This window comes from Streptomyces sp. SAS_281 (assembly GCF_052542855.1).
The window spans coordinates 35,085-60,848 of record NZ_JBMNDO010000007.1 but is presented as its reverse complement, the minus strand read 5'-3'; the positions used below and the strand labels follow the sequence as shown (position 1 = coordinate 60,848).

The following is a 25,764-nucleotide window of genomic DNA, read 5'->3' as shown; positions in this document are numbered from 1 at the left end:
CGGCGGCCGAGCACGAGGCGGCCGGCTGAAGCACTCCATGGCTCGCCAGGCTTTGAGCTGGGCGAAGGCGCCGAGCTCGTAGGTGGAGTGCGGGCCCGACTCCGGTTCAGGACTCGGCGGCATCGAGTCTCTTCTTGAGAGGCTCGTATTCCAGCTCCCATGCGCCCGGACGTACCTGAAGGTCGCGGACCAGGAGTCCGAACAGCTTCGCATCGAAGTTGACGGCGAACAGGCTGCCGTCGATGTTGTGCCCGTTCACCATGACAGTGGGTGTGCCGGGGCCGATCGGATCGTCGCCGGTGTGTTCGTAAGCGCGCTGGGAAGCGGTGACGAACGAGCGGTACCTCATGGTTTTGACGGCCTGATCGAAGGTGTCGTCGCGCAGGCCGGGAACTTCATCGGCCAGCTTCAGCAGGCGTGCGGTAGTGAACCCGCCGCTGCTCTCGACTGCGACCTGGTTGGCGAAGAGAACCGCGTGGTACTCAACGAACAATCCCTTCTCCGACGCGGCGCGCAGGGCGTTCACGGCTCGCTTGGAGCCGTCACCACCGAGACGGTCGTCCTTGAACGAGGCGAAGGTGTACTTCGCCTTGACCTTCCCTTCCAGCAGAAGGGCTTGCAGCGCGGTCGCGCCGGTCCGCTCGAACTCCTCGACCACAGGACAACGCGGGTCCTCATACACCTGGACCGTCGAGCTGGCCTTGGGGTTACCCACCTCGAAGGTGGTGCCGTCAGCATCTCTGCGTTCAGGCAGGTCCTCGGGAGACTGATAGCTGACGGCCCGGGCTGCCACCGGATCGTCCTCTCCAGTCCTCTCACCGCCGGGCGCACATGCCGCCGAAACCCCCACAAGTCCCACGATCACGGCAGCCAAGACGGGTCTTCGGATCCTCATTCCCATCAATCTCTGTCCCCTCCCCTGTGAACAGCTGACTCTACGTCCCAGGTGTGACAGATACACCCGTGATACAGGGCCAGCAGGACCGAGCCACGAGGGGACCGCGTCGCCCACGTCTACGGATGACCACCCAGCGCCGTCTGCGGAGCAGTGTCCTCGGCTCGCTCACACCAGGTGGCGGAGTCGGAGATCGATCCAGAGCCCCTTTTGACGCGCCCCGGCGGCGCGCTGGTGGGTGCGGATGATGCTGCAGTCGTCGGCAGCGGCCCAGTCAAGGTCGCCTTCGGCGTCGGCCTGGGCGAGCAGGGCGGTGAACCCATCTCCCAGGTGCCGTAGGCGGCCCAATTCCGCAGTTGGCTCTGAGCTTCCTTCCACGAGCCGAGGTGCTCGGGCAATTCCCTCCAGGGAGTGCCAGTGCGGTACTTGAACGCGATTGCGTCGATCACTTACCGGTGATCCCGCCACCTTCAGCCCCACGTCAGCGTCCGATCCGGCAACAGCGGCTCGGTGCGCGCCCACTGGGGCTCGGTCAACGCCACGCAGCAACCAACGGTCAGATGGTCCGAAGGAACGGCCTGAGGCCCGTCCAACCGCCGGACCACGAGGACCCGTTCCCACACTCGCGAGCGCGGGGCGTTGTAGAGTCTGTGCACATCCCGGGAATGCTTCACCCTGCACATGCCGTGCCCGTGAAGGCGTTTCTCCCGGTTCCACCACTGTGACCCCTGGGGGGGCTTTGACTTCTGTGGAACCTGGCCGTTCCGTCGCACGCTCCAAGCGTGCGAGCCGGATAGCGGCCTGCACCGCACTCGTTCTTTCCGCCGGCATGCTGCTGGCGGCCCCGGCCTCGGCCGACGACCCAGCGCCTGCCCCGCGCCGCACCGTCCAGTCCCTCATCCCCGCAGCCGCCCCGCAGCCCACGCTGACGTTGCCGAAGCACCCGGCGATGAAGAAGCCGTCTGCCGCGGCCGCCGACGGTGCGAAGGCGGCGCCCGTTGCCGCCGCCCCGCGTTTCGACGTGGACGGTGACGGCTACAGCGACACGCTGTACCGCGGGATCGACGGTCGTTACTACCTCGTTCCGGCCAACGAGACGGACCCGCAAGAGTTCACCCTGACCACCGGCGACCTCGACGAGCAGCTCAAGGACGTCATCACGCCGGGCGATCTGAACGGCGACGGTGTGCCCGAGCTGCTCACCCTGTCGGCGGCCGGCACGCTCTCGATCCACCAGCTCCGGGGCACCAGCGCCTCCGGCTCCGCCGACTGGTCCGGCACGGGCTGGCAGAAGTACAACAAGGTCGTCGCCGCCGGCGACCTGACCGGCGACGGCCGCGGTGACCTGCTCGCCCGTACGCCGTCCGGCGACATCTACCTGTACGCCGCCACCGGCAACGTCACCGGCGCCCCCTTCGAGGCCGGTGCAAAGGTGGGCTACGGCTGGGGCGTCTACGACCAGATCGTCGGCGCGAACGACGTCAACGGCGACGGCATCGGTGATATCTACACCCGTACGTTCGCCGGTGACGTGTACTACTACGCGGGTACCGGCGACGCAGCCGCACCGTACAAGGCGCGCGTCAAGGTGGGCTACGGCTGGGACATCTACAACCAGCTGATCCCGGTCGACGACGCCACCGGCGACGGCCTCGGCGACCTGATGGGACGCACCCCGGGCGGCACGCTGTACTTCTACGAGTCCACCGGCAACGGCACCTTCCTCAAGCGGACGGCCGGCGGCACCGGCTGGAACGTCTCCTCTCTCTTCGCGGGCCAGGGCGGCAACCCCGCCTTCGGCAAGAGCGGGCTGATGGCTCGAACCACCGGAGGCACCCTCTACCGGTACTACGGACTGAACAACGGCAAGCTCAGCGCCCGTACGAAGGCGAGCGACGACGGCGGCTGGGCCGGCGCGGACATCAGCTTCGCGTCGTCGCTCGACAACGACGGCTACGCCGACCTCCTCGAGACGTCCAACGGCACGCTCTACAACCAGGGTTCGAGCCTCGGCAGTGGCTGGGGCGACTACGACGCCCTCATCGGCCCCGGCGACCTGAGCGGCGACGGCAAGGGCGACCTGCTCGCCCGCACCAACTCCGGCGACCTGTACCTCTACCGGGGCAACGGGTTGGGCACCGGGTTCTCGACCAAGATCAAGGTCGGCTACAACTACGGCATCTACGACAAGATCATCGGTGCGGGCGACCTCGACGGCGACGGTCTGAGCGACGTGGTGGGCCGTACGCCGAGCGGCACGCTCTACATGTACCGAAGCACGGGCAACGCCTCCGCACCGTTCACGAAGTACCGCACCGTGATCGGCGTCGACTTCGACGTCTACCCCCAGTGGGTCGCCCCGGGCGACATCAGCGGTGACGGCAAGGCCGACCTGATCGGCGTCGACACCAAGGGCGACGTCTATCTCTACACGTCCACCGGCGTCCCCTCCGCGCCGCTCTCCGAGCCCGTGAAGATCGGCTACGGCTGGGACATCTACAACAACCTGTACTAGGACGCGTTTGCAAGAACGCCTGCCGCCCACAAGGCGGGCCGGGCCGCGCCTGGTGCGTGCGGTCGCAAGGCGCCGGGGAGTCCTCGTAGCGGAGCTACCAGGGCCTTTCGGCAACGCTGCGAACGCGCCTGCCAGGCGTCGCCCGGCGGGCGGAATCTTCGCGATACACCTGGGACGGCCAGCCGAGCTCGCTCCGGTGTGGCCGTCCTTGGTGGGACTCGCCTCCGCCCTCTGCTGCTACACATGATTCCTCGAACCGGCCATGTAGGACACGGCCTCCACCTCAGTCAGCACAGTCGGGCGTGCAGGATGGCGGCACCGTCACCCTCGAGGTCTTCGCAGGCCGCTGCACGGCCTGCCATCCCCATCACCAGCGATAGGGTGGGCCCCCGGAGCAGATGCCCCGAGCCGGTGGTGAACGGTCCGTCCGTAGCCTCGACCCGCAGACCCGCGATCGCGGCCCTGCTCGGGACGGTGAAATCGCGGCTTGCGAAGAAGCGGGCCACGGCGGTCGTCGTGGCCACTGGGGGTGTCCGCACAAGACCCAATGGCCGACGGATGTCCTCGCTGTGGACGACGATCTCGCCCAACCAGGCAGCAGTATGTCCTGTCGGCCCGGCCGACCCGGCGACAACTGCGCGAAATAGCCGCAAGGTCTCTTGTGGTGTAGCGCCACGGTGCTGTGCAAGCCGTCGGTCATTGTGCAGATCGGGGTCGAACCGCGCAGCCAACATGCTGAGCAGCCAGCGCCACATACTCGTGCTCGCACCTGCCGTCAGATGGGCCACTACCTCCTCCGCGGTCCAGCGTTCACACAGTGATGCTTTCGCCCACTGAGCCTCGCTGAGTTCGGCGAGGTCTTGAGCGAGCGCGGACCGCTCGACGTGGATTGCCCTTTCCAGAGCTTTCCGGGTCTCAAGAACGCGTGATTCAGCCACAGGCCGGCCTCCAGGTATCGGGTGTACTCCACCAGACTCCTGTGGCCGTCCGAACTCATCGACTGCACCCACACATCGGCAAGAGTTGGATCCTTTTGTACCGAAACAGCACTCAAACTCGCGCCCCTTGAGTCGTGATTGTTCCCTTGAAGACTGGATCTGCGACTTCTCGCCCACGCGGAGCACGAGTGATGCTCCGGCGGGTCCAGGCAGAGGCCCACGACATCGCGGACCTTGCCGATGAAGAACGGGTCCCTGGACAGCTTGGACATCTTGGACCGGTGCGGCGCGAACGCGAACGCCTTCCAGATCCGGGAGATCGCCGACTGCGACATCCCGACGGCGGCGTCCTGCGGGTAGCCGGGGATGAGTATGCCGAACTCTCGCGCGGGCCCAGCCCGCTGAACGGGCGCCCATCCAGGAGGACTGTGAGGCCGTGACCAAGATCATCTCCCCCTGACAGGTAGTCACGGGACAGGTCTTATGACTTCGTGGCTCGTAGGTGGGCGGCCGCCAGTTCATCGCGATGTGGGAGAAGAGCCGGTGCTCGATCTTGTTCCACTTCGACGTGCCCGGCGGTAGGTGGCAGACCGTGATGACCAGCCCGGTTTCCGCGGCCAGGCGGGCGAGGCCGAGTTTCCGGGCCCGGGTGCGACGGCCGTTGGGCCCGCCCGCATCCGCAGTGATCAACAGCCGGGAGGCTTGCGGGTACTCGGCCCGGCCCTGACCGTGCCACCAGCGGCGGATTGACTCCACCGCGAACGCCTCCCTCGACCGAGCCAAGACCTCTGCGAGCGCTCACACTGGCGCTGTGCCGCGATCCGGAGAGGCCGCGCCCCCGCTATGTGAGCGTTCGTCAGGAGTCGGTGTTTACATACGCCCCTCGCATGGGTGGTGCGTTCCGCCGGGGAATCGGTGCTCCCGGCGTTGGCCGGTCGTCGAAGGGAGCACGGCCCCCAGTCGTCTCGGGCGGCGCCGGCGCACTATCGGCGATCGTCTGGTGCGCCGGGCAGCAGTGCCGTAGGGTGCCGGACGATCTGTGGGAGCGCTCCCACAGATCGTCCCTCCGACCGCAATCCGATTGGAGTACTTCGCATGCGTTATCCCCTCCTCGCCGTCCGGCGGCTGCCCCGGCTGCTCGTCGCCGTCGCCCTGGCCGGCTTCACGGTGGTGGCCGCCCCCGGCGGCGCTCCGGCCCACGACCGCCACGGCGGCCAGTCGACTGGCGGCTGCGCCCCCGACCCGGCGTTACTGTTCTGCGAGGACTTCGAGGAGCTGCCGCGCGGCGCGGGCACAAGCCTGCACTGGGGCGTGGATACCCGGAACGGCGCACTGTCCGTCGAACGCGAGCGGGGCCGCGGGCACGGCGGGAAGCGCGGCGCGGACCACGTACTCCGGGTGCGCACCGAGGGCAACGGATACGCGTTCCTGGAGGTCGACGAGTTCTCCGCTCCGGACAACAGCTTCTTCGGTCGGATGCGGGTGAAGGTCGACGACTTCCCCACCGCTCCGGACTGGGCCCACTTCACCCTGGTGGAAGCCACTGGCCGGGGCGACGGCAGCGTGGTCCGACCGATCGGCGGCCAGTACGTACCCACCGTCGGCAACGGGGTGCAGCTGTGGGGCATCGGCTCCGACGGCGGTCCCACGGGCGACTGGACCGACTGGCGCGAGTCCGCCCCGGCCGAACCGGGGAAGTGGACGTGCCTGGAATGGGAGGTGGACGCCTCGGACAACCGCGTGGCGGTATGGATCGACGGCGAGCCCCAGCCCGACATGACCGTCACCACCACCCGGCACGGAGGCAATCCGGTGGACTTCGTCCTCCCCGCCTTCGACACCGTCCGCATGGGCTGGCAGCTCTACCAAAGCAATCCCACCCCGGACTCCTACGACCTACGCCTGGACGACCTGACGCTGTCCACGGAACGCGTCGGATGCGGCCGCTGACCGGCCCCACGAGCCGGCGCCCGCTCAGGGCACCGGCCGGTTGAGACTGACGGCGAGCAGGGCGATGAGCGCCGGTACCACGGCAGCCGCCACCGCCGTCGCCCGCCCCGGCGGGCAGCGCGGTCAGCCCGAGCCCGGCGCAGGGCCACAGAGCGGGAGACGTCGGCCTGGCGTCGGCGCTCGATGCAGGCCTGCCCGATCGGGGCCATCTGGTCGTCGGCCGTCGCCTCCGGCTCCGGGACCGCCGGAGGCTGACCGCACACACCGCCGTGGTCTGCCGCTCCACCGCCTCCGCGTTCAACGGGGGCGACACGACTCGCGGGCACGACGGGTCAGGTCGTGTCCGGAAAGTCCCGTCGTACGCCCGGAGGGCGTGGCCTGCGGCGTCTGGTGCATCCCCACGTTCTCGGCCTCGGCCGAACAGGGGAGACCCCACTTCTCGGTGTACCGGCCGAGATCCCTCGTACTGGACGTACTGGGGATGTCGGCCGGTGCGGCGGGAGTGCGTGCCAGGCGTTGCGGGCCAGGCGGGTTTCCGGACACGGCCTAGGCGCGCACGCCGTCGTGCAGCACCGCGTCCCGCGCCGTGCGGGCGGCGTCCGCCGCGGTGTCGTGGTCGAGGCGTTCGTTCATGACGACCGTGCCGTAACTGCCGTCGTCCACCCAACTGCACGCCACCCGTGCGCCGGGGGCCTCCGTGTCGTCCGCGTACGAGACGCAGCGGAGTCCGCCCCCACCCGAGCCGGGGTCCGGCTGCCAGATCTCGTTGATGGTCGAGTCCGATTCCGACAGCCCCAGCTCGTAGCCCTTCAGGAACGTGTCGGGCGTGCCCCGGAAGTCACCCGTCGCACCGACGATGACGGCGCCCGGGTCGTCCTCGCCGCTCGGGGACGAGAAGTCGCCGTAGACGTAGGTGAACGTGCCCTCGGCGTCCATGGTCTGCGTCCACAGCGACGCGTAGTCGGAGTCGACCCCCTCCACCGTCGGCATGGCGGAGATCAGTTGCAGGCCCCGGAACACCAGCGGCGGCGTGACCGTGTAGCGCGGGTAGTCCTTGGGCGGCGTGGATCTGAGCGCTACCGGCGAGACCAGCGCGAACACCGCGAGGGTGAGCGCCGCGCCCAGCACCGCGAAGTCGCGCAGCCCCGGCGGGGGCGGCGGGGGCAGCGGGCTCGCCGGTTCCGGTGCGCTCTTCGGGAGCGGCAGAACACGGTCCACGGCACGGATGCGGGCACCGCTCTCCAGCACGGTGAGCAGCCGGTACGGGACGAGGGCCAGCACGGCGCCGGCAGCCGCCCACACCGACCAGCGCGCCGACGCGTCGAGGAGGAGCGTCAGGGCGCCCACCGCCAGGACGGCGAGGACACTCAGATACGGCGCCCTGATCAACCACAGGAGCAGGGGGCGGGCGGGCCGGGTGAACGCGGTGAGCGTCTCGGCGCGGATGGCCAGGCGCAGACTGTACGGGTGCTTCCCCGCCTCCTCCTCGGCGAGGCGGGCCGCCTCGGCCAGGCCGGGGGCGGCGGCCAGGGCCTGGCGCACGTCGTGGCGCTGGGTGTGGGCGAGGGAGAGCTGGGGCGTCGCGCTCTGCGCCGTCCAGAGCGGAGCCGGGTCGCGGAGCCGCTGGGCCTCCGGCGAGCCGGGGGCCAGCTCCTCGACCCGCGCCACGAGCTGCGCGGCGCGGGCGGCACGGCCGGGGCGCTCCAGTCCGTCGGCGGCCTGGCAGAGCTCGGCGTACGCGGCGAGCAGGATCAGGTTGTCGGGGAAGGCGTCGAGGCCCCGGCGGTAGACGCGCTCGGCCTCGTCGTCGTGGTCGTCCTCATCCTCGGCGACATGCGCCCGGCCCAGCAATGCGTACAGCTCCGGATCGTGGCCGTACTCCGCCAGTGCGGCGGTGGCCCGCTCGCGTGCCTCGCCGCGGCGCTTCGCCGCGAACGCTTCCCGTACGGCTTCCAGCGCGGCGGCGGCCTCCGGTGACCGCTGCTCCGCGTCCGGCTCTGACGGCTGTGCCATGTCGGGCGTGTTCGTGTGCCCGGTGTCCTGCATGAAGATCCCCACCCTGTGACGCGACCGGCGACGGCCGGACGCGTCACTATCGCGGGTGGCCGGTGCGCGGGTCAACGCCAATTGGGTGACGATTGTGCAGGTCAGCGGGCCAGCGCGGCGAGAAGGACCTTGCCCTGGCCGGGGCGGCCCCTGTTGGTGGCCCTCCGGGCCACGCGCTGGACCAGGGTCCGGCCGAACCCCCCGGCCGTACGCACGCGCCTGACAGGAAGTCATGCGCCGGCCGCCCTGCAAGCCCTGCACGCTGGATCCCTGCCTCGGCTCCCTGCGGCAACGCCGGCCCAAGGGCTGTCCCGCAATTCCTGGTGGATCAGCGCGCGGCGTCGGATGCGGTGCATCGCAAGGCGGAGAGGCGCCCGCATACTGGATGTATTCGGGCGATTCGACAACGCGGCGAGGTGCCGTAGCTGTCGTCGTGCGCCCACCGGGAATTGCGGGACAGCGCTTGGGACATCCCAGTGCGAAAATCTTGCACGAGGGACAGCAGGTCAAGGACTACCTCGGCCACCACCAGCGCGTGAAGACGGCAGTCGCACCCCTCCGGCGGGGCTTGCCCATCGACGAACCACGCGAGCGGCCGCCCTCATCTCGTGAAACGGCCGCTGGATCACCGCCCACCCGCACCGCCGCAGCTTGCGCATCACCGTCGTAGCTTGCACATCGACGAGCGGCTCCCCAGGCTCCTCGACCACTGCCCCGAACTCAATCTCCCCCGACCTGGTCCGCCGCTTCGCCACTGTGCTCGAAGACCGCGACGTGGCTCCCCTGCCCGCATGGCTGGGCGATCTCAGGAGGAGTGGACTGGCACCACTCCTCGGCCTTGTCGGAGCCCTCCACGAAGACCGGCATGCAGTCGCTCGGGACGCAAAGCCTCGGTCACTGGCCGTGCTGGCGTACCCGAGAACAACCCTTGCGCCGCCGTCACCGCAGCAGCGAGTCCGCGAGGGCCGTGGCGGTGGCGTCGTCGAGGGGCGCGTGGCCCAGCAGGAAGCGGTACCAGAAAACCCCGTAGATCTGGTCGACCATCAGGTCGAGGTCCCGTCCGGGCTCCAGCTGGCCGCGCTCCCGCCCCCGTTCCAACACTTCCCGCAGGGCCGCGCGACGGCACTCGGTGAACTCCCGCATGAGCGCGGCCAACTGTGGGTCGCGCGCCGCCTCCCTGGCCAATGTGCGCAACGCCGGTCCCACGGGGGGCCGCTGGGCCCCGGCGAAGGTGGCGGCGACGGCCACCCGGAGGTCGCCCCGCAGGTCCCCGCGATCAGGGGTGGGGACGGTCTGCTGGGCGCGTTCCGCCAAAGCCTCCAGGAGCACGGCCCCCTTCGAGGGCCACCAGCGGTAGAGCGTCTGCTTGCCGACCCCGGCCGCCCGCGCGATGGTCTCGACGGTGACGGTGTCGCCGTCACCCTCGCCGAGCAGCCGCAGCGCGGCGTCGAGGATGGCCCGTCGCGCCGCTTCGTTGCGCCGGCGCCCGGTGTGGGGCCGCACGTCGCCCGTGCCCGCATTCGTGTTCTTGTCCGCTTCCGTTTGCGCCATGACACACATCCCTCCGAGTTCCCGAGCCCGAACCACTTGACGAGACTGACAGTCTCGACAAGACTCACCTTACCGAGACCGCTGGTCTCGTCAACGCTTACGGAAGACCGAAGACAGGTTATGAACGACAACCGCGCACAGCGCTTACGGAGGACCGCCATCATGGCCACGGACCACACGCCCGCCCCCCGCGTCGTCGTCATGGGCGGCAGCTCCGGCATCGGCGAGGCCACAGCAGCACTCTTCGCCGCGACAGGGGCGGAGGTGACGATCACCGGACGCTCGCAGGCCCGCTTGGACGAGGCGGCGACCCGTATCGGCGGCAAGACGCTCACCCACCGGATGGACGCCACTTCACAGGAGGACACGGCGGCGTTCTTCGCTGCGTCCGGCCCCATCGACCATCTGGTCATCGCCGTCAGCGGCGCCGCGGGTGGCGGCCCCTTCACGGAGCTGGACCTCGCGGACCTGGCCACGGGCTTCGACGCGAAGTTCTGGCCCCAGGTCCGCATCCTCCAGGCCGCACTCCCCCGCCTCGACCGCCGGCGCGGCTCCGTCACCCTGATCACGGCCGCCTCGGCCCGTGCCGCCTTCCCGGGCACCTCCGGCCTCGCCGCGATCAACGGCGCCCTCGAGGCGATGGTGCCGCCCCTCGCGGCCGAACTGGCCCCGCTCCGTGTCAACGCCGTCTCCCCCGGCGTGATCGACACCCCGTGGTGGGACCGCGTCCCGGCGGAGCAGCGCACGGCACTCTTCGACGGCCTCGCGAAAACGACCCCAGCGGGCCGGGTCGGCCGCGCCGCCGATGTGGCGGGGGCCATCCACTCCCTGGCGACGAACGGGTTCATCATCGGCGTCGTGCTCGACTGCACGGGCGGCGCGAACCTCCCGATGGGTGCCCAGGCGTAGGGCGTTCAGCCCCCGGGGCACGGTGAGGCACGTGTCCCGGGGCCCCGGGCGAGCCGGCCGCCAGGAGCGGCACGCCCCCGCCCACCACCTTCCAGCTCGGCCAGCCGAGCAAGGACGCGCTTGGGGAGTTCGGCAGCCGTCAGCCGGAACGGGCTCCAGCGATCTTGAGAGTCCGGCTTCATCGACGCCGAGAAACGGAAGCGCCCGTTACTGTTGGGCTCGGTCACCATCTCGCCGAACGCACCGCTCGGTATCAGCCAGGCCGTCATGATCGCCCCCAGCTCGACATCCACGGCGACGAACAGCATGTCCAGACCGGCCCTCGGCTGGAACGTCTGCGACCGCACGAAGGCCATGAGCCTGCCGCGCTGAACTTGCGTTCCAGTGGACATGCGAGCCTTCACCTGCACCGCTAGAGTCGCGGAACTCCCGCGCCGGTGAAAGACAAGGTCCACCCCCTCGTCGTCCACGAGCGAAGTGGAGACGTTCAACTCGCCGCCTGTGGCAAGGATGCACGAGGCCGCGACCAAATACTCCGCCGCCTTCCCCATTCGTCCCGCAGCTGGGCTCTTGTCCAGGTAATCCTCGGCATCGCTCATGGTGGGAATCTACCGAGTGCCCCGCCCGAACGGCTTGCCGCAGGTAGCGGCTGGTCTGTGATCGGGCCCGAGGCGCGCGTCGCCAGATGGACCAGGGCGGCAAGCCCTGGCTTGGTGGCGAATGACGTCTCGTTACCGAGTCCGGCGGCAAGGCAGGGGCGGAGGTCCAGGAACGCGGAACGATAGTTCCCAGTCCACTGCGGCGTGCCCACGCCCACCGGCGTGGAACAGATATACAGCGGTCCGGGCATTTCCGATCCGCATGGCGGTGCCGGTGTACTGGCGCTGGACGCCGACCGTGCCACTGCCCTTCTGCACCGCCCCGGTCTCGTCAACGACCAACACCGCCTGGTCGTCATGCGAATGGTCCGCCACATAGCGGCGCACGGCGTCACCGACGGCGTCGGCGTCCCACTTGGCCCTCCCGAACAGGTGCGGCATGCCGTCCGGAGAGGCCCCCCGGCCCACTCGGCGATCGTCCAGCAGTTCCTGCGCGGTGGGTCCGAGAGCAGTCCGAGCACCAACCTCCTTACGCGGCGGCGTGGTTCGACCCGCGCGAGCCGACCTGCGATCCGGCCCATCAGGCCGTCGAACGCCGCCTGCCCGCGGGCAGGTCTACGCTGGGGCCCGCGGCCGCCGCGTGATCGTTTGTCTTCACGCACCGATGATCAACGGCGGCTGCACCCGTGCCGCCTCAGACGTCATCGGCCCCTGCGAACGCGAGGAGACCACCTGTGCAGGCCGCAGCATACGAAGCACTGCTCATCGGGGGCCGCGCCGGAGTCGGCAAGACCACGGTCGGCTGGGAGATCTCCGCGCAACTGCAAGCCCTACGCATCGCCCACTGCCTGATCGAAGGCGACAACCTGGACCAGGCATTCCCCGCCCCGGCCGACGACCCCGCCCGCACGAAAATGACCGAGGCGAACCTCGCCGCCATCTGGCGCAACTACGCCGCTCTGGGATACCGCAGGCTGATCTACACCAACACCGTCTCCGTTCTGGAACCCGACCTGATCGCCCGCGCCATGGGCGGCACACCCCGCATCACCGCTGTCCTCCTGACCGCCGACGACGCAACCGCCCGGCAGCGCCTGGGCATCCGGGAGATCGGAAGCCAACTCGACGCCCACGTCACCCGGAGCACTGCCATGGCCCAACACCTGGAAGCCACCGCGCCTCCATGGGTCGCACGAGTGCCCACCGACGGCCGCTCCGTCACCGACGTCGCACGCGATGCCATCGCGACGACAAACTGGTCATCCCCACCGGCACAGACCACAGATCACGATCTACGGCTGGAGTACTAGGGCGTGTATCGAAAGCGCTGTTCACCATGCTCATCGGTGGCTGCATAAGCGAGCCGCGGTTGCGCGTGCCACCTCTCCAGGCGCGTAGTCGAACACGTGCAACGAGTCTGGCCAGGTGACTTTCCGCAGCTCATTCCTGTCGGTTGGCCGGCGGGAGCTGAGGATGGGGCGTTCTGGTGGCGGGTGAGGGCAGGCTGCTTACATGGGTGGCAGCCTTTTTTTGCAGCTTGATGGTGATGTCGACCGTTCTGACTGCGTGCGCCGACCCCTGACAGTACGACGAGAGGGAACAGCGCTTTCCCCACCTGTGGCTGCCCCCTCGGCTCCGGAGCCCCCGTCGACATGCTCGTGGTTCTTCCATGTGAGCGCGACTCGCGGCCTGATCACTCACTGACGTTCAAGGTCGCGTACTCCGAGACCCCCAGCTCGGACAGCACCGCCCGAAGCCGGTCCAAGGCCGCAGCAGGGTCCGAGTCCTCCGCGATTTCCAAGTCAAGATGGCAGCGCCCCATGCCGCTGCCCGCGCCGGTGACCTCGCCGTCGAGCTCGAACACCGCCTCCATGGCCTCCTCGACCTCGTCACGGTCGATCGGCAGCCCCACGAACACGATCTCAACGAACACCCCGGCCCTCTCTCTCAACCCGGCGAACCATAGCGGTCACAGCACGAGATGCTGCAGCAGAAGCAGCGCGACCTCCCTCGTCGTCAGTTCTCGTATCCGCTGAGCAGCAACGGGAGCGTGACACGCGAGAATATCGTCCTCGCATTACGAGTACTCACTGCCGGAAGACACGCGTTTCGTGTGGCCATGCCTGCCAGCCGACCCTGTCTCAGCCCGGGTCCCGGTCGTCATCCGGCTCGCTCTCACTGCCCAGCGGGCTTCAGCGGCGTCCTCAGAGCACGATCGGCCGGTACTTCAGGGCCTTGTCGACAATCCGCTCGGGACACGGATCCTGAAGGATGCCCGAGGGGTGGAAGATCAGGTCACTCACCCGGGGATGCGGCAGGTTCGCTTCCAGGAGCCGCAGATAGTAATCGCCCTCCGCAGCGGCGGTCAGGAGTCTGCGGACGATCTCAACGAGCTCGGCCCGGGTGATGTCCGCGACCACGGGGCGAGCCGGCCGGGCCGCCTCCCTCGCGAACTCCTCCAGGCTCCTGTTTCCGTCGTATTCCGAGAAGTCGAGAGCCACGTAGTCGTGACCGGTCATCGCGTTGAACGCCTGGATCGCCTCACCCGCCACCTCCGGGCGGGCGACCAGTAGCTCAGCGATCCGTTCAACCTCAGCGCACAGCTCGTTCAGTCGCTGCCGGCTCACGGGCGGGGGCAGCAACTCCGGTCTCAGGTCCACAGCGGCATTATGTCCGTCAGTCCCGGCACACCCCGGCCGACCTCTCAGGGTGCCCCGGTGGCGGCGGGCCGATACGACGAGGCAGCCGACAGCGCCGAGGAAGACCAGAACAGAAGTCCAGTTGTTCAGGCGCAAACCGAGGAACGTGTGGGCCTCGTCCACGCGCAGGTACTCGGTCCAGAACCGGCCGACTGTGTAGGCGGCGACGTAGAGGGCGAAGGTCCTGCCGTGACGGAGCGGGAACCGTCTCCCCGCCCAGAGCACCAGGGCGGCGACGCCGATGTCCCAGAGGGACTCATAGAGGAAGGTGGGGTGATACGTCTCGATGTCGAGCATGCCGGCCGGACGGTGCGCGCGGTCGATCTCCAGGCCCCAGGGGAGCGTGGTGGGGCGACCGTAGAGTTCCTGGTTGAACCAGTTGCCCCAACGGCCGATCGCCTGGGCCAGGACGATGCCCGGGGCGACCGCGTCCGCGAAGGCGGGCAGGGGGACGCGGTGGTGACGGCAGCCGATCCACGCCCCGACCGCGCCCAGGGCGATGGCGCCCCAGATCCCGAGCCCGCCCTCCCACACGTACAGGGCTCGAATGGGCTCGCCGCGTTCGCCGAAGTACGCGTCGGGACTGGTGAACACGTGGTACAGCCGTCCACCGACGAGGCCGAAGGGCACTGCCCAGAGGGTGACGTCCGCGACAACGCCCCGCTCACCGCCGCGCGCGACCCAGCGCCGGTCGCCGAGCCGGACCGCCACGAAAACACCCAGGATGATGCAGAAGGCGTACGCCCTCAACGGAATGGGGCCGAGGTGAAGCACGCCGGCCGAAGGGCTGGGAAGGTAGGCGAGGTCCATAATCAAGAGCCTTGGTCGTGGTCGTGGAGGCTTCAGGTGGCACGCCCGAAGGCACGGGCGTTTCGGTCGTCGCTCAGCGCTGCCGGCCGTCGGCGGTGCGCAGTCCATAGCCGAGCGCGCGGTCGACGGCAATGTGCAGCAACCAGGCGAGTCCGAAGGTGAACAGGGCGGTGCCGGGCGGGTCGGGCAGCACCACGCAGAAGGCGAGCCACAGGAGGGGCACGACCGGCCGGTGGACGAGGTTGTAGCCCGGCACCCTGCCACGGGGAAGCTGCCCGGCCCCGTGTGACCCCGACGGCCCGATGAAGAGCGTCAGATCAGGAGCGAAGAGGCCCGCAATTCCGAGCGGAATCGTCCAGTCACCGTGGTTGACCATCTCCAGCACGAGCCAGAACAGCAGAAATGCACCGAGCAGGGCCCAGGTGCCGCGGACCGGACCCGAGGCGGAGCTCCGGGTAGCTCCCTCGGCCGTAGGGGATGTCATACGACCACTCCTGGCGAGGAAGTGACGTGTCTGAGCTCAGCTCCGCATGCGGCGGCGTGTACACAGCCTGCGGTGCGGGCGACGGATCCGGGAGCGGGTAACCCGGTAAGAGCGGTCATGCCGTGCCTCCATGGGACTTGGTCCGGATTGCCTGGGCGAACGCCTCGCAGCCGGTGCGCCAGGCCACGTCCAGATCCGCGCCGGGTGGAAAGCGACCGTCGAGTTCGAGCACGACCATGCCGTGGGCGAATGCCCAGAACGAACGCGCGAGGTCAACGTCGCCGTGCACCGCGCGGGTCAGCGGCAGCGCCGCCCGGTCTTCCAGTCCTTCGGGCAGCGCGGCGCGGGCGAGCGGCCAACTGTGCGTGATGCGGTACAGGTGCGGACCGGCGAGCGCATGACGTCGGTAGGCGTAGCCGAGCACCAGCAGGGGCGGGTCGGTGCCGATCTCGGCTTCGGCGGCCTCCTGCACCTCTGCCAGGAGGGTCAACCCCTGCGTTTGGAGCCCGGCCACGAGAGCGGCCTTGTCCGCAAAGTGCTTGTACAGAGAGGGTGCCCGGATGCCAACACGCTCCGCGATGCGCCGCATCGACAACGCATCCGGCCCTTCGGCGTCGAGCAGTTCACGGGCGGCGGACATGATCTGTTGTGCGCGGTCAGACACGGCGCGCCGTTCGCCCGACTTCGATGGCGGTGAGCCGTCCGAAGCCGGAAGTCATGGTGGTGCTCCCGCCCGTGCGTGGCCAGACGGTCTCTCTCCTGCCCCCGACAGAAACAGCCGAGCATGCGCGTGCGGTCGCCCGCGATGGGTGCTCTTCCCCGGAGACCGCCAACGTCCTCGAGGAAAGCACTGGCGCTGCCCTCGCTCTCCGGCAGGGCCGAGGCAGGAGGCTGCCGCGCAGGGTGCTGGCTGTGGAAGCAGTCATCGCGTCCCCCTCACCTGACGATCGATCCACGCGACTAACGGTGTTAGCCATGTGCGTCACGGTACGGCTGACAGTGTTAGCCGTCAAGGCCTCCGCTCCTGGTATGCCTTGTCGGCCCAGCACTTGAGGTCGGCGGCGGTGAGTGAGCCGACGATGCCGTGGGTGCGGGCGGCGGTCGGGTCGTGGGTGGACCCGGAATGCCCGCGGCAGCGCCCGGCCACCGGCGCTGCGCCGGGCCTCACCGGATCGCGGGCTGCGCCTCCGCGTGGAGGTGTGCGCCGATCTGCAGAAATGCCTGGACGAACGGGACGACAGGCACGGCGGAGGAGATCACCTGGGAACCGAAGTGGACGACGACGAGGTCGAGTCCCGGTGAGACGAACAGCCGCTGGCCGTGGATTCCGCTGGCCATGTACGAGCCGTAGGGGTCGTTCGGGATCCACCACAGGTCGTGGTACGAGAGCGTGGCCGGCGAGGTCACGGGCGCGCCGGGGAAGCGCACACGGCGCGGGTAGCCGTCGGGGACGCCGCTGACGATGGTCGTGGCCACGGCCTCGGGCACCACCTGCCGGTCACCGACCGCTCCGCCGCAGCGCAGCATCTCGCCGAGGCGGGCGACGTCGCGTGCTGTGGCGCTGAAGCCCCCGCTCGCCGCCTCGACGCCGTCGCTGTCGAGGATGTAGTAGGCGTCCTCCTCCGCTCCGATCCGGGACCAGAGGAGTTCGCTGACAAGTGCCGAGATGCTCGTACCGGTGACCCGGCGGAGGACTTCGGCGAGGGCCTCGACGTTGCCGTTCTCGTAGCAGAACCCGGTTCCGGGCGCGCCCGCGGCGCGGGCCGTGAGGAGGTGCTCGCGGATGGTGGCCGGCCCGCGGTAGTCGAAGGGGCGCAACCGGGGGGACAGTACGGCGAAGTACCGCTGCGCCTCGATGGCCTTGTCGAAGCTCCGGCCTCCGTAGGAGACCTGGGTGCCCATGTGCAGCAGGTCCTCGATCCGGGCCTCACCGAAGGCCGTTCCCGCGAGTTCGGGGACGTAGGCGGACGTCCGGACGGTGCGGTCCAGGTGCCCTTGGTGGGCCAGGACCGCCGCGACGAGACCGATGTAGGACTTGGCCGCCGAGGCGTTGAAGTGCGGGGTGTGCCCCTCGGTGCCGTGCAGGTACCTCTCGTATACGACGGAGCCGCGATGCAGGACGAGAAAGGCGTCGGTCTGCGCGGCGGCGAACAGGTCGGGCAGCGTGAGCGCGCCACCGCCGTTCGGTTCGAGGGGCAGCGTGTCGAGCGCGTGCGTGCCGAGGGCGGGAAGGGTGGACCTTCCGGGCAGGTCCCGGGGCCGGTCCGAGCCGCGCCAGACCCGGCGGCTCGGTGAGAGCTCGCGACCGGAGGCCGTGAAACGGCGGATCCAGGCGGGGTCCGTGTAGCCGCGCGCCCACGAGAGGTCACTCAGCGGGGCCGTCTCGGTCATGTGTCGCTCCGTCCGTCTGCAGCAAGAACCACTAGATCCCAAACAGGCTCCTCGTTACCGTACACATGGTTCAGTTACGGGAACAGAGGTCATTTACGGCCGGGCGAACTCGTTGACGCACAGGCGGCCGGAAGCTACGTTTCCAAATGAAGCGATCAATACCAGACAGACAGTCCGGAATGCTGGGCGCGACTGTCGAGCATCCCGTCGCGGACGACGCGAGTTCAGGGCGAACCTCCGTCCCCCGCCTCCCCCGCACCCCTTCCTCCCGAGCCGCTGGAGTGTGCCTCATGGTCGAACCGCCCTCGCCCGCCCCGCCTCTCGACACCGCCGGCGGCCCCGTCGACGCCAAGGGGACAACTCCGCATCCCGCGTTCGACCGACGGCACGCATGGCTGATCGCCGCGATGATCGTGTCGTTCATGCTCATCAATTACGCGGACAAGTCCGTGCTGGGGCTAGCCGCCGTGCCGATCATGAATGAGCTCGGCATCAGCAACAGCACGTACGGGATGATCTCCAGCTCGTTCTCGTTGCTGTTCAGCCTCTCGGGGCTGGTCGTCGGCTTCGCCTCGGCCCGCCTCTCCAGCCGAGTCCTCCTCTTCACCATGGCCGCCCTGTGGGCGGTGGCCCAACTGCCGGTGCTCGTCATGGCGTCGGTGCCGACACTGATGGCCGGGCGCGTACTGCTCGGGGCCGCCGAAGGGCCGGCGGCGTCGATGTCGATGCACGCGCTGTACAAGTGGTTTCCGGCGGACCGCCGCGGCCTGCCGTCGGCCCTGCAGATCAGCGGGGCCGCCCTGGGCACGCTGATCGCGGCCCCGGTGGTCACCTGGCTGATCACGAGCTCCGGCTGGCGCTCGGCGTTCGTGGTCCTCGCGGTGGCGAGTGCGCTGTGGAGCCTCGTGTGGTGGCGGGTGGGGCACGACGGGCCGCACGGCGGTGAGTCCGCACCGGGCGGACATCGGACCGCCGGTACTCCGGACCCTGAAACCTCGCGCGCCTCGGAGCGACTGCCGTACCGGCGACTCCTGCTCAACGGCACGGTGCTCGGTTCGATCGCCGCCGCCTTCGGGGCGTCCTGGGCGTTGGCGTTGAGCCATGCCTGGCTCCCCGCCTACCTGCGCACGCAACTCGGCATGACACCAGGGCAAGGCGCGACGGTCATCAGCGCCATCTCCGCATTCAGCCTCGTGCTGCTGCTCTCCGTACCCGTACTGGTGGACTTCCTCCGCCGCCGGGGCCGCTCCAGCCGCTGGTCGACGGCGGTCCCGCAAGGCGTCGCCGTGGCCGTCGCGGCGCTGGCCATGGCAGCTCTCCCGTTCGTCGACGGCCGAGGGGCCCATCTCGCGCTGCTCGCCGTGGCGTTCGGTGGTCACGCCATCGTCTTCCCGCTGCACTACATGACCGTTTCGGCCGTGGTCCCGGCGATCCAGCGCGGCGCCGTGTTCGGTGTCGTCGCCGCGGCCGGAACCCTGCCGGGGCTGGTCTCCCCGTATCTGACCGGGCACATGCTGGACTCCGCCGCCTCGCGGAGCGCCGGCTACACCCAGGCCTACCTGCTGTCCGCCGCCGTCATGCTCGTCTGCGCCGTGGCCGCCCTGATCGCCATCCGGCCGGAGCAGGACGCACGGCGGCTGAGGCTGGGCTGAGCGCCCCCGGACGGCCGCGAGATGCCGAAGTCTCGCGGCCGTCCGGGGCTCAGGCCGGACTTGTGAAGCCGCTGGCCCAGTACCGGCCGTGCAGCGCGAGGTTGAGCAGCATCCGCACGACCTCCTCGTCAGGCAGTGACGGAACGTCCTGTTCCACCCACCAGCGCAGCACCGCGATCTGCTCCCCCACCCAGACGCGGGCCAGCAGCTCGGGGTCGATGCGCGGCTGTACGGCGTTGCGTTCCGCTCGGGCACGGAACTCGTCGGCCGTCGCCCGGGCCAGGGCGTCCATGAACATCTGCAGCGGCTTGCCGTCGCCTTCGCCCCGCAGCACGATCCGGTACCGGTCGCGCTCCTCACGGGCGTGCCGCAGCATCTCCAGGACCGGCCTGCCGGTGAAGCCGACCTCACTGTCGGCGACGACGGGCTCGAGCCGTGCGGCGAGTCCGGCCAGGAGGTCCGCCGTCACACGGGCGAACAGGTCCTCCTTGTCGCGGCAGTGTGCGTAGAAGGTCGCGCGGGCCACGTCCGCCCGCTCGGTGATGTCCTCGACGGTCAACGCGGTGAAACCGCGCTCCAGCACCAGCTCCACCAGGGCAGTCCCCAGGGCGCGGCGTGACCGCCTCGTCCGTCTGTCCTCGGCCACGAAGCCACCTTTCCTCGATCGTGACGCTGCGAGCGCGCCCAGTCTAGAAGACTCTTGACACTTCTTACTTTACTGAACAAGCTGTCTGTAAATGAATTGACTGTGCATCTTCTGTCTCTTGGAGTACGGCTTCATGAACCTCGGCACCTATCTCTCACGCAGCGCTCGCTACTGGCCCGAGGCCCCCGCCCTCGTGTGCGGGGAGCGTTCCTGGTCCTTCGCCGAGCTGGAGTCCTCGGCGAACCGCCTCGCCTCCGCCCTCGCCGCGCGCGGTCTTCGCCCCGGTGATGTGGTGGCCTCCGTCGCGTGGAACCGCGGAGAACTGGTGGAAACCGAGTTCGCCCTGTACAAGGCCGGGTTGACACGCGCGCCGATCAACGCGCGCCTCGGGCGCGGCGAGATCGCGCACATCCTGCGCTACGCCTCCGTACGCGCCCTGGTCTACGACGCGGCACACCGCGAGGACGCCCTCGCCGCGATCGCCGCGGCCGGCAACGACTGCCTGCCCGTACCGCTCGACGAGGAACCGGAGGGGGACGTCCCGAACGGAGCACCGGCCGTCGCCTACTCCACCCTGCTCGCCGAGGGCGACACCGCCCCATTCCTGGTGGACGTGGACGAGGACGAACCCTGTGTACTGAACTTCACCTCAGGTTCCACCGGAGCACTGAAGGCCGCGGTGCAGACCGTCGGCAACCGGCTCGCGAACATGCGCAAGCTGCTCATGTCCGACGAGTCACGGCCACGGCCCGGCACGCGCTACCTCGCCTGCGGTCCCATCACCCACGCCACCGGAATGGGCCTGCTGGCCGGCGTGTTCGGCGGCTCCACGACGTACGTCCTTCCCGCCTGGGCCCCTGAGAGCTTCCTGGAGACGGTCGAGAGGGAGCGCATCACCGCCACCTTCCTCGTCCCCGCCATGGTGAACATGGTGCTCGCCCACCCCTCTGCGGGCCACCGCGATCTGTCCTCCCTGACGAGCGTGCGGATCGGCGGCGCGCCCATCTCACCGCAGCGGCTGCGGGACGCGGTGAAGCTCTTCGGGCCCGTCGTCGCCCAGGGATACGGACTCGGGGAGACCACCAGTGTCGTCGCCGGCCTGAGCGCCGGGGAGATCGCCCACGCCGTCGAGGAGGACCACGAGTTGCTCCAGTCGTGCGGGCGGGCCTCCTACGACACCGAGGTGCGTGTCGTCGACGAGGGGGGCCGTGAGCTCGGCCCGCGCGAGGTCGGCGAAGTCATCGTGCGCGGTCCGGACTGTGTGCGCGAGTACTGGAAGGAGCCCGAGCTCTCGGCGGAGACGTTCCGCGAGGGGTGGGTGCACACCGGTGACCTCGCCTGGATGCGTGAGGACGGTTACCTCTTCCTCGTCGATCGCAAGAAGGACATGATCATCTCGGGCGGTTTCAATATCTACTGCACCGAGGTCGAGGCCACCCTCTACGAGCACCCCGCCGTCCAGGAGGCATGCGTCGTCGGCGTTCCGGACGACACATGGGGCGAGGCGGTCAGGGCCGTCGTCGTCCAGGGCCCCGGTGACACCGGCGTGACGGCCGACGAGCTGATCGCCTTCTGCGCCGACCGCCTCGACCGCTTCAAGAAGCCCCGGGCCGTCGACTTCGTGGCCGCGCTGCCCCACAACCGCAACGGCAAGCTCGACCGCAAGGCCGTGCGCGAGCCGTACTGGGCGAACGCCTCCCGTCGCGTCAACTGACCGCTTCCGCTTGCCCGTTCCCTCAGGAGACCCTGTGACCTTCTCCCTGCGTCCCAGCTACGACGACCCGCGCACGGCCGAACTCGTCGACCGCCTGCGCGGCTACCTCGACGGCGAACTCGCCGACTACGAACGTGAGCGCGGCATCACCCCGACGGGGCGTCTGACCCGCGCCGATCTCGAACCGGTCTGGCGCCGCAGCCGTGACCTCGGCTTCTACGGCATCCACCTCCCCGAGGAGTACGGCGGGCAGAACCTCACGTACACCCAGCTCGCCGCCCTGAAGGAGGAGCTCGGCGCCAGTGGACGCGTCCTGTCGCACTGCGTGCTGGGCGACATGGGCGGCCCCCTGCGCGCGGGCGACATCCTCAAGTACGCCACCGGGCACCAACTGGACACCTACCTGCTGCCGCTGATCCGCGGCGAGCGGGCGTGCTGCTTCTCCCTCACGGAGACCGACGCCGGGTCCGACGTCCGCTCCATGCGCACGGTCGCGACCCGGGACGGCGATGGCTACCGCCTGTCCGGGCACAAGGTCTTCTCCTCCGCCGGCCCGTTCGCCGACTTCGCGATCGTCGTCGCCCGTATGGCGGGCACCGGTGAACTGCCGGACGAAAAGCCCCGGTTCTCGGCCTTCCTCGTGGACCTCGACAGCCCTGGCTGCCGTGTCGAGGACGGCGCGACGCCGATGTCCGGCGAGCACATCGAGAGCGACATCGTCCTGGACGACTGCTGGGTACCGGCCGCCAACCTGCTCGGTGAGGAGGGCGCGGGGATGCGCATCGCACTCGGCAGGGTCACCACGAACCGGCTGCTGCACTGCCCCAGTGTCCTCGGCGCCACCCGGCGTGCTCTGGACCTGACGCTGAACCGGGCCCGGACCCGCATGGTCGCGGGAGGTCAGCCGCTCCTCATGCTCCAGGCCATCCAGCACCGGGTCGCCGACATGGCGACCGGCCTGTACGCCGCACGTTCCATGACGTACGCGGCGCTGGCGGCCCTCGACGAGGGCCGCGAGGTCCACACCGAGGCGTTCATGTGCAAGCTCTTCGTCGCCGAATCCGCCTTCCGCATCCTCGACGAGGCGGTGCAGATCCACGGCAAGGAAGGGCTCACGCAGGGCAACGAGATCGAATTCCTCTTCCGAAAGATCCGGATGTTCCGCGTACTGACCGGCACGTCGGAGATCCAGCGCAACGGCATCGCCAAGCTGCTGGCCCTGCACCACTGACACCTGTCGCGGCGGAAGGTGTCCGCCCCCTCGTTCGCACTTCCGGTCGTGCCGCTCCGGACACCCGGGAAAGGTCTTTCACCCATGACACCGATGCACAGGCGCGGCTTCGTCGCCGCCACGGCGGGCGCCGCCGCCGCAGCCGTCTCGCTCAACCCCGTCACCGCGCAGGCGGCCTCAGGTCACCGCACTCACGGGACCCCGACGCCGACGCGTACGGACGGCCTCCCCTACGACGACACCACCGACTTCGACGACGCGCACCGTGGATTCGTCGCCGCGTTCACGGGCGGCCCGATCACCACCGCGGACGGCAGGACCGCATGGGATCCGGAGGCCTACGGTTTCCTCGACGGGGCCGGGGGCCGGGTTCCCGACACCGTGGACCCCAGCCTGTGGCGGCAGGCCCGGCTGCTGTCACACCGGGGCCTCTACCGGGTCGCCGACCGCATCTACCAGGTCAGGGGCCTGGACCTCTCCAACATGACGATCGTCGAGGGCGACACCGGCGTCATCGTCATCGACCCGCTGATCTCCGCAGAGACGGCCGCCGCGGCCCTGCGCCTCTACCGCGAGCACCGCGGCGAACGGCCCGTCCGCGCGATGATCTACACCCATCCGCACGTCGACCACTTCGGCGGCTGCAGGGGGGTGCTCCCGGACGGCCCCGGGGACATCCCCGTCGTGGCGCCCAGCGGGTTCATGCAGCACGCCGTCAGCGAGAACGTCTATGCCGGCCCCGCCATGTCCCGCCGCTCTTCGTACATGTACGGTGCCGGACTACCCTCCGGCGTGACGTCCCAGGTCGGGTGCGGTCTCGGTCTGACCGTGTCGCTGGGCACGGTCGGTCTCATCCCTCCCACCCACTCCATCGGGGCCACCGGTGAGGAGATGACGCTCGACGGGGTGCGGATCCGCTTCCAGATGACTCCCGGTACCGAGTGCCAGGAGGAGATGAACTTCCTCTTCCCCGACCTTCGCGCCGTCTGCATGGCGGAGAACGCCACCCACACCATGCACAACATCGTGACCCTGCGCGGCGCCCAGGTACGCGACGCGCACGCCTGGGCCGGCTACCTCACCGAATCGATCGAGCTCTACACCGGCGCCGCCGACGTCGCGTTCGCCTCCCACCACTGGCCCACCTGGGGCAACGACGACATCGTCGAGCTGCTCACGCACCAGCGGGATCTCTACGGCTACCTCCACGACCAGACGGTCAGGCAGATGAACCAGGGTCTGACCGGCACCGAGATCGCGGAGAATTTCCGGCTGCCTCCCCATCTCGAAGGCGTCTGGGCCAACCGTGGCTACTACGGCTCCCTCAGTCACAACGTCAAGGCCGTCTACCAGCGCTACATGGGCTGGTTCGACGGCAACCCCGCGCACCTGTGGGAGCACCCCCCGGTCGAGGAGGCCCGCCGCTGGGTGGAAACCCTGGGCGGCCAGGCCGCGGTCCGCTCCCGAGCCCGTCACTACGCGGAACGCGGCGATGTCCGCTTCGCCGTCACCCTGCTGAATCACGCCGTGTTCGACGACCCGGAGGACAAGCAGACCCGACGGGATCTGGCGGCCCTCTACACCCGCCTGGGGCACACCGTCGAGAACGCCGTCTGGCGGAACTTCTATCTCATGGGCGCGCGGGAACTGACCCACGGTGTCCTCTCCGGCGCCAGTGCCGCCATGGGCCCCGACATGCATCAGGCCCTGACGGTGGATCAGCTCATCGACGGACTCGCCGTGCGTGTGAACGGGCCGAAGGCATGGACCCTCGACCTCACGATCGACTGGCACATCGGCGACGACCGCCGGCGCCTCCGCCTCGCGAACGGACTCCTCACCCGGAGCACCGCCGCCCAGCCGTCCGCCGACGTGGGGCTCACCATGACGATGACCAAGGCCCAGCTCCTGCGCGTGCTCGCGGGCAAGGGAGTGGACGGCATCACCATGGAGGGCGACGCGGGCCTGCTCACCCGGCTGATGTCGGTCCTGGACAAGCCGGACAAGACGTTCGCGATCGTCACCCCCTGAGGGACGGCACTGTCGGGACACCGCCGGGGGCGCGGTCAGGCAGGCGGTGCGGCAGCGATGGGCTGATGCCGCTCCGACCGTGGCGTCCGAGGACTTGGCGCCGGTGTCGGCGTTCCCGGTGACGCCGGGGTGGCGCCGGGGGCGGGGCCTGTGGTGGTCGGCGGCCACTGGACGGCCCGTGACCGCGGGGTCGAACGCGATGCGTGTCCAGCTGATGGTCCTGGACCGCGCGATCCTGGCGCGACGGGGCCTGCGGGGCGACCGCTGCGGCTGCTGTGGTGGTGCTCGCGGCCCGGTGCGTTCCCGGGTACCGCAGCTCTTCGCCCGCCGTGCGGACCGCACCGCGCTTCTGGCCGAGTGCCCCCTCGACGCGGACGGCGCACGCGCGGTGAAGGCCGCCGAGGCAGTGGCGCAAGCATGCGCGGACGTCGGATGGACCCACCGACGCATCCCACCGCCCGACGACGTCCTGGCCGCCCACCCCGAATGGCCGGCCGGATACCGCCGCCCCCGTGACGCCACCCGCCCGGGCTGACGGCGGCGGTCGTCGCAGCGTTCATCCGGTCGGCCCCGCCGTCCCGGCGGATCAGGGATCAACGAGAACGGGACGGGGAGCGCCGGGCCGGCGCCGTTGGTGTGGATGAGGGTGCCCGCGCCCGTCTCACGCATCGCGCGTGCCACCGCTCGGCCGCATGCATGTTGA

General features: G+C 69.5%; 21 protein-coding genes and 5 pseudogenes. 9 read left to right on the top strand and 17 right to left on the bottom strand.

The features are described 5' to 3' along the window. Window positions 1-106: 106 nt before the first annotated feature. The 3 genes and pseudogenes from ACN6LM_RS04780 to ACN6LM_RS04770 all read right to left on the bottom strand — a co-directional run. On the bottom strand, window positions 107-793 hold the full coding sequence (locus ACN6LM_RS04780) for a DsbA family protein (RefSeq protein ID WP_445064000.1): 687 nt from the start codon (window positions 791-793) through the stop codon (window positions 107-109). Between the two features lie 270 nt (window positions 794-1,063). Beyond that, complete coding sequence (locus tag ACN6LM_RS04775; protein WP_445064045.1) at window positions 1,064-1,243, bottom strand: hypothetical protein; 180 nt, start codon at window positions 1,241-1,243, stop codon at window positions 1,064-1,066. Window positions 1,244-1,278: 35 nt separating this feature from the next. Continuing rightward, window positions 1,279-1,344 (bottom strand): annotated as a pseudogene (locus tag ACN6LM_RS04770) (hypothetical protein); the annotation flags it as partial. 380 nt (window positions 1,345-1,724) lie between these two features. On the opposite strand from ACN6LM_RS04770, the gene ACN6LM_RS04765 reads away from it, so the two are divergent. Continuing rightward, window positions 1,725-3,410, top strand: a complete 1,686-nt coding sequence (locus tag ACN6LM_RS04765) for an FG-GAP repeat domain-containing protein (protein WP_445063999.1) — start codon at window positions 1,725-1,727, stop codon at window positions 3,408-3,410. A gap of 287 nt (window positions 3,411-3,697) precedes the next feature. On the opposite strand, the gene ACN6LM_RS04760 is transcribed toward ACN6LM_RS04765, so the two are convergent. The 3 genes and pseudogenes from ACN6LM_RS04760 to ACN6LM_RS04750 form a co-directional block, all read right to left on the bottom strand. Then, window positions 3,698-4,348, bottom strand: a complete 651-nt coding sequence (locus tag ACN6LM_RS04760) for a maleylpyruvate isomerase family mycothiol-dependent enzyme (RefSeq protein WP_445063998.1) — start codon at window positions 4,346-4,348, stop codon at window positions 3,698-3,700. A 150-nt stretch (window positions 4,349-4,498) separates the two neighbouring features. Further along, window positions 4,499-4,695, bottom strand: a pseudogene (locus ACN6LM_RS04755) (IS630 family transposase); the annotation flags it as partial. A 135-nt stretch (window positions 4,696-4,830) separates the two neighbouring features. Continuing rightward, window positions 4,831-5,113 (bottom strand): annotated as a pseudogene (locus ACN6LM_RS04750) (ISAzo13-like element transposase-related protein); the annotation flags it as partial. Between the two features lie 330 nt (window positions 5,114-5,443). Between ACN6LM_RS04750 and ACN6LM_RS04745 the strand changes: the two are divergent. After that, entirely contained in the window at window positions 5,444-6,298 is an 855-nt protein-coding gene (locus ACN6LM_RS04745) for a hypothetical protein (protein WP_445063997.1), read from the top strand. 546 nt (window positions 6,299-6,844) lie between these two features. Here the strand turns inward: ACN6LM_RS04745 and ACN6LM_RS04740 are convergent. The 3 genes from ACN6LM_RS04740 to ACN6LM_RS04730 form a co-directional block, all read right to left on the bottom strand. Then, on the bottom strand, window positions 6,845-8,311 hold the full coding sequence (locus ACN6LM_RS04740) for a tetratricopeptide repeat protein (protein WP_445063996.1): 1,467 nt from the start codon (window positions 8,309-8,311) through the stop codon (window positions 6,845-6,847). A gap of 753 nt (window positions 8,312-9,064) precedes the next feature. After that, a complete protein-coding gene (locus ACN6LM_RS04735; RefSeq protein WP_445063995.1) occupies window positions 9,065-9,211 on the bottom strand; it encodes a hypothetical protein in 147 nt (48 codons plus the stop codon). Window positions 9,212-9,283: 72 nt separating this feature from the next. Continuing rightward, window positions 9,284-9,895: a TetR/AcrR family transcriptional regulator gene (locus ACN6LM_RS04730; protein ID WP_445063994.1), complete on the bottom strand. Its 612-nt coding sequence runs from the start codon at window positions 9,893-9,895 to the stop codon at window positions 9,284-9,286. Between the two features lie 162 nt (window positions 9,896-10,057). Here ACN6LM_RS04730 and ACN6LM_RS04725 point away from each other — a divergent pair, with 162 nt between their 5' ends. After that, entirely contained in the window at window positions 10,058-10,804 is a 747-nt protein-coding gene (locus tag ACN6LM_RS04725; RefSeq protein WP_445063993.1) for an SDR family oxidoreductase, read from the top strand. Window positions 10,805-10,809: 5 nt separating this feature from the next. Here the strand turns inward: ACN6LM_RS04725 and ACN6LM_RS04720 are convergent, their stop codons facing one another. Further along, window positions 10,810-11,403, bottom strand: a complete 594-nt coding sequence (locus ACN6LM_RS04720; RefSeq protein ID WP_445063992.1) for a hypothetical protein — start codon at window positions 11,401-11,403, stop codon at window positions 10,810-10,812. Between the two features lie 95 nt (window positions 11,404-11,498). Continuing rightward, window positions 11,499-11,984, bottom strand: a pseudogene (locus ACN6LM_RS04715) (IS701 family transposase); the annotation flags it as partial. Between the two features lie 153 nt (window positions 11,985-12,137). Here ACN6LM_RS04715 and ACN6LM_RS04710 point away from each other — a divergent pair. After that, window positions 12,138-12,713 carry an AAA family ATPase gene (locus ACN6LM_RS04710; protein WP_445063991.1) on the top strand — a complete coding sequence of 192 codons (576 nt, stop codon included), beginning with the start codon at window positions 12,138-12,140 and terminating at the stop codon, window positions 12,711-12,713. A gap of 383 nt (window positions 12,714-13,096) precedes the next feature. Here ACN6LM_RS04710 and ACN6LM_RS04705 read toward each other — a convergent pair whose 3' ends face one another. The 5 genes and pseudogenes from ACN6LM_RS04705 to ACN6LM_RS04685 form a co-directional block, all read right to left on the bottom strand. Then, window positions 13,097-13,336, bottom strand: coding sequence for a hypothetical protein (locus ACN6LM_RS04705; protein ID WP_445063990.1), 240 nt, complete (start codon window positions 13,334-13,336; stop codon window positions 13,097-13,099). 739 nt (window positions 13,337-14,075) lie between these two features. Then, window positions 14,076-14,912: pseudogene (lgt, locus tag ACN6LM_RS04700) on the bottom strand (prolipoprotein diacylglyceryl transferase); the annotation flags it as partial. Window positions 14,913-14,985: 73 nt separating this feature from the next. Next, entirely contained in the window at window positions 14,986-15,396 is a 411-nt protein-coding gene (locus ACN6LM_RS04695) for a DUF4260 family protein (RefSeq protein WP_445063989.1), read from the bottom strand. Between the two features lie 115 nt (window positions 15,397-15,511). Continuing rightward, window positions 15,512-16,060 (bottom strand): TetR/AcrR family transcriptional regulator, encoded by a 549-nt coding sequence (locus tag ACN6LM_RS04690; RefSeq protein ID WP_445063988.1) that lies wholly within the window; start codon window positions 16,058-16,060, stop codon window positions 15,512-15,514. 500 nt (window positions 16,061-16,560) lie between these two features. Further along, window positions 16,561-17,787 (bottom strand): serine hydrolase domain-containing protein, encoded by a 1,227-nt coding sequence (locus tag ACN6LM_RS04685; protein WP_445063987.1) that lies wholly within the window; start codon window positions 17,785-17,787, stop codon window positions 16,561-16,563. Window positions 17,788-18,077: 290 nt separating this feature from the next. Between ACN6LM_RS04685 and ACN6LM_RS04680 the strand changes: the two genes are divergently transcribed. After that, on the top strand, window positions 18,078-19,439 hold the full coding sequence (locus tag ACN6LM_RS04680; RefSeq protein ID WP_445063986.1) for an MFS transporter: 1,362 nt from the start codon (window positions 18,078-18,080) through the stop codon (window positions 19,437-19,439). Between the two features lie 49 nt (window positions 19,440-19,488). On the opposite strand, the gene ACN6LM_RS04675 is transcribed toward ACN6LM_RS04680, so the two are convergent. Then, on the bottom strand, window positions 19,489-20,085 hold the full coding sequence (locus tag ACN6LM_RS04675) for a TetR/AcrR family transcriptional regulator (protein WP_445063985.1): 597 nt from the start codon (window positions 20,083-20,085) through the stop codon (window positions 19,489-19,491). Between the two features lie 118 nt (window positions 20,086-20,203). Here ACN6LM_RS04675 and ACN6LM_RS04670 point away from each other — a divergent pair, with 118 nt between their 5' ends. The 4 genes from ACN6LM_RS04670 (at window position 20,204) to ACN6LM_RS04655 (ending at window position 25,596) form a co-directional block, all read left to right on the top strand. Beyond that, complete coding sequence (locus ACN6LM_RS04670) at window positions 20,204-21,799, top strand: AMP-binding protein (RefSeq protein WP_445063984.1); 1,596 nt, start codon at window positions 20,204-20,206, stop codon at window positions 21,797-21,799. Window positions 21,800-21,833: 34 nt separating this feature from the next. Next, a complete protein-coding gene (locus ACN6LM_RS04665) occupies window positions 21,834-23,030 on the top strand; it encodes an acyl-CoA dehydrogenase family protein (protein ID WP_445063983.1) in 1,197 nt (398 codons plus the stop codon). Between the two features lie 84 nt (window positions 23,031-23,114). Then, on the top strand, window positions 23,115-25,061 hold the full coding sequence (locus tag ACN6LM_RS04660) for an alkyl/aryl-sulfatase (RefSeq protein ID WP_445063982.1): 1,947 nt from the start codon (window positions 23,115-23,117) through the stop codon (window positions 25,059-25,061). Window positions 25,062-25,239: 178 nt separating this feature from the next. Next, on the top strand, window positions 25,240-25,596 hold the full coding sequence (locus ACN6LM_RS04655) for a hypothetical protein (protein WP_445063981.1): 357 nt from the start codon (window positions 25,240-25,242) through the stop codon (window positions 25,594-25,596). Window positions 25,597-25,764 lie beyond the last annotated feature (168 nt).